Raw genomic sequence first — 2,833 nt, forward strand, 5'->3', positions numbered from 1 at the left:
CAAAACTACAAAATTTGAAAGCAATTCACAACGGCCTTGACGTTGGCGATCGCCCCGTCGAAGTTGTTTCAGACTACAAAGATACAAACTTTTGAAAGCAATTCACAACCGACGGAATCTCGGTCAAAATACATGACACCAGCAGGACGATTGTAATTAAACTAATGCCAAAATTGTCAATACCGATACTTCTTATGAACAATTTTTCAGTTGAATACCAAAGCACAAAGCTTAAGAAGAACTTGCCAGAATACAGCGGAAGCAGCCTCTTCATGACAGCTCTTTTCATGATATGTCTAGTATAACTCTTTTACGGAGATTTGACACTGACTTTTATGCCGACAATTACAGAATATGCTAAAATAGCATTATACGAATAGGAGGTATTTATGGAAATAATGATAGTAATTTTAGTCATCGTGGCTATTTATGTGTTGAGCGGCATAAAAGTGGTCAATCAATACCAGCGCGGCGTGGTGCTGACGCTCGGTAAATTTACTGGCGTACGCGAGCCGGGCCTAAGGGTGGTGGTGCCGATTTTTCAGACGATGATGATGGTCGATGTGCGCTCCACGCCAATTGATGTGCCGAAACAAGAAGTCATCACCAAAGACAACGTCACTGTCGGCGTTGACGCGGTAGTTTATTTCCGAGTGATTAACGCGCCAAAGGCGGTGCTGGAGACGACCAACTACATTTATGCCACCAGCCAATTTGCCCAGGCTGCCCTGCGCGACGTCACCGGTAATGTCGATATGGACGATCTCTTGGCCAAGCGTGAGGAGATTTCACAGCAGATTAAAGAAATTGTCGATGCCGAGACCGACAAATGGGGTATCGATGTCGAGAATGTCAAGATTCAGAACATCGAACTTCCGGGTGATATGAAGCGGGCCATGGCCAAGCAAGCCGAAGCCGAGCGCGAACGCCGCGCTAACATCATCAACGCCGACGGCGAAAAAGCTGCTGCTGAAACGCTGGCGCAGGCGGCGGAGATCCTGGCAAAAACCCAGGGCGCGATTAACCTACGCACTCTAAACACCCTGGAGAGAATCTCCACTGAGCCAAGTCAAAAGACGATGATGCTCTTCCCAATTGAACTGATCGATGCAATTCGTGGTGGTAAAAAGTAAGGAGTAACCATGAGCGAGCAAAACCGTACCGAAGAATTTAGTGTTAACGGCGATCAAGTTGTCAAGAAGGTCAAACAACTCATCAAAGAAGGTAACGTCCGCCGCGTCATCATCAAAAACGAAAAGGGCGAAAGTATCATGGAATTCCCCGTCACTGCCGGCGTCGTTGGCGTACTGCTGCTACCAACCCTCGCGGCTCTCGGCGCAGCAGTGGCGTTGATGGCGCAGTGCACGATCGCGGTGGAGCGATGGGATTAGTGCCAATCTTTATAAATAACCTACTGGGCTCCGCAGCGCAACCCTTCAGTCCGAAAACCTTGTTAATCAACCAGCCGACTGTCCAGCCAATCAAAGACTACGCTATGCGCCAAACGTAAATTATTCAGCTGACAATGAGCGTCGGCGCCGCTTTGCGAATCAAACTCATGCAGCGTCGTATCAAGTTCGCGCCGGATAAATTCATCATAGAGACATCGCGTTTGCCGCTGGAGTTCAGCACCTTCGCCTTCCCCCATGAGAAACAGCGACGGACAAGTGATAGCTTGGTGGTCGACAACCTTTGCCTGTCCGAAAACTTCATCGATCGCCGAGCGGAAGTCGCTCGTGCCGAACTGCCAAGCGTATTTTTTCAAATTGATATCGGCGGCTTCATTGATGTTCCCCGCTAATTTTAAGGCGAGATTCATCAGCCAGCCGGGCGCTTTGAGCGCTGCGCCGAACTCACGGCGGAACAGTTCTGCCACGTCAAAAATAGGCGTGCTGGCAATCCATGCGCTAATCCTCGCGTCTTTTGCGGCCGCTTGAGCAGTAAAATACCCGCCGCCGCTAACGCCGTATAGCGCAATGTGACGCGCGTCGGGATTTTCGGTTTGCAGCCAGTCAAGGCACGCGGCAATCGGCTCGCCGGCGTCGACGGTAAAAGTGAGACCTCTGGCGGGATTAGAGCCTTGACCGGGTAAATCGACCATCAGTACATTATAGTTCCGCTGCCACCCCGGCCAGCCGGCAAAATAGAACAAATCCTCCCGGTATGTATCACCGCCGCCGACCATGACCACGGTTGGGCGGTTATTGTCGCAGTAAAGATAATAGCCGGGTAAATAGCCAGTTTGATACGGAACGCGCACGGGTTTGATCGGTATATTTATCGCCCTGACCGCACCGGCAAAAGCGTTTTCCATAGCGCAAACAAGCTTCGGATATTCCGGAGAAAACGGATCAATGAACTGCAGTACTGCCCGATAGGCATAGGTTGCACCAAAATAGCAGTCGGCGGCCATTTGTTCACCGGTGGCTGCCTTTGCCAAGCGAACGAGATAATCGGCATGGTCCGTAAAACAGGCTCGCCACTTACTCGGTCTCCCGTCACGCCCGATCTTATGCGCCAGATAAAACAACTCTCCATGCGACATACCGAACAGCTCCGCCACACCGAGCATCCAGTTGAAAAAGAAATCGGTATCGTCATTATCAAAGAAGATTTTAGTCGATTGCCGTTTAAGGATTTTTTCGTTTTTTTGCATGATAATTCCCTTCAGACATTATTATACATGATTTCCAGGTTGTTTCAGACTACAAAGATACAAATTTTCTCAAAGCAATTCACAACTTCGTTTCAAATTCTTGTACTTTTCGTTTTGTTGTTTCAGACTACAAAGATACAAATTTTGAAAGCAATTCACAACCTGTAATCTATAACA

General features: G+C 48.7%; 3 protein-coding genes. 2 read left to right on the forward strand and 1 reads right to left on the reverse strand.

Features of this window, described 5'->3' with window-relative positions:
* The first annotated feature begins 389 nt into the window (after window positions 1-389).
* Both HMPREF9073_RS15040 and HMPREF9073_RS15045 read left to right on the forward strand, forming a co-directional pair.
* Window positions 390-1,133: a slipin family protein gene (locus tag HMPREF9073_RS15040; RefSeq protein WP_009414486.1), complete on the forward strand. Its 744-nt coding sequence runs from the start codon at window positions 390-392 to the stop codon at window positions 1,131-1,133.
* 9 nt (window positions 1,134-1,142) lie between these two features.
* Window positions 1,143-1,391, forward strand: coding sequence for a DUF4342 domain-containing protein (locus HMPREF9073_RS15045; RefSeq protein WP_009414487.1), 249 nt, complete (start codon window positions 1,143-1,145; stop codon window positions 1,389-1,391).
* 62 nt (window positions 1,392-1,453) lie between these two features.
* On the opposite strand, the gene HMPREF9073_RS15050 is transcribed toward HMPREF9073_RS15045, so the two are convergent.
* Complete coding sequence (locus HMPREF9073_RS15050) at window positions 1,454-2,656, reverse strand: S9 family peptidase (RefSeq protein ID WP_009414488.1); 1,203 nt, start codon at window positions 2,654-2,656, stop codon at window positions 1,454-1,456.
* Between the last annotated feature and the right edge of the window lie 177 nt (window positions 2,657-2,833).

Origin of the sequence: Capnocytophaga sp. oral taxon 326 str. F0382 (genome assembly GCF_000318295.1) — a bacterium.
In the GTDB taxonomy this organism is placed as follows: domain Bacteria; phylum Bacteroidota; class Bacteroidia; order Flavobacteriales; family Flavobacteriaceae; genus Capnocytophaga; species Capnocytophaga periodontitidis.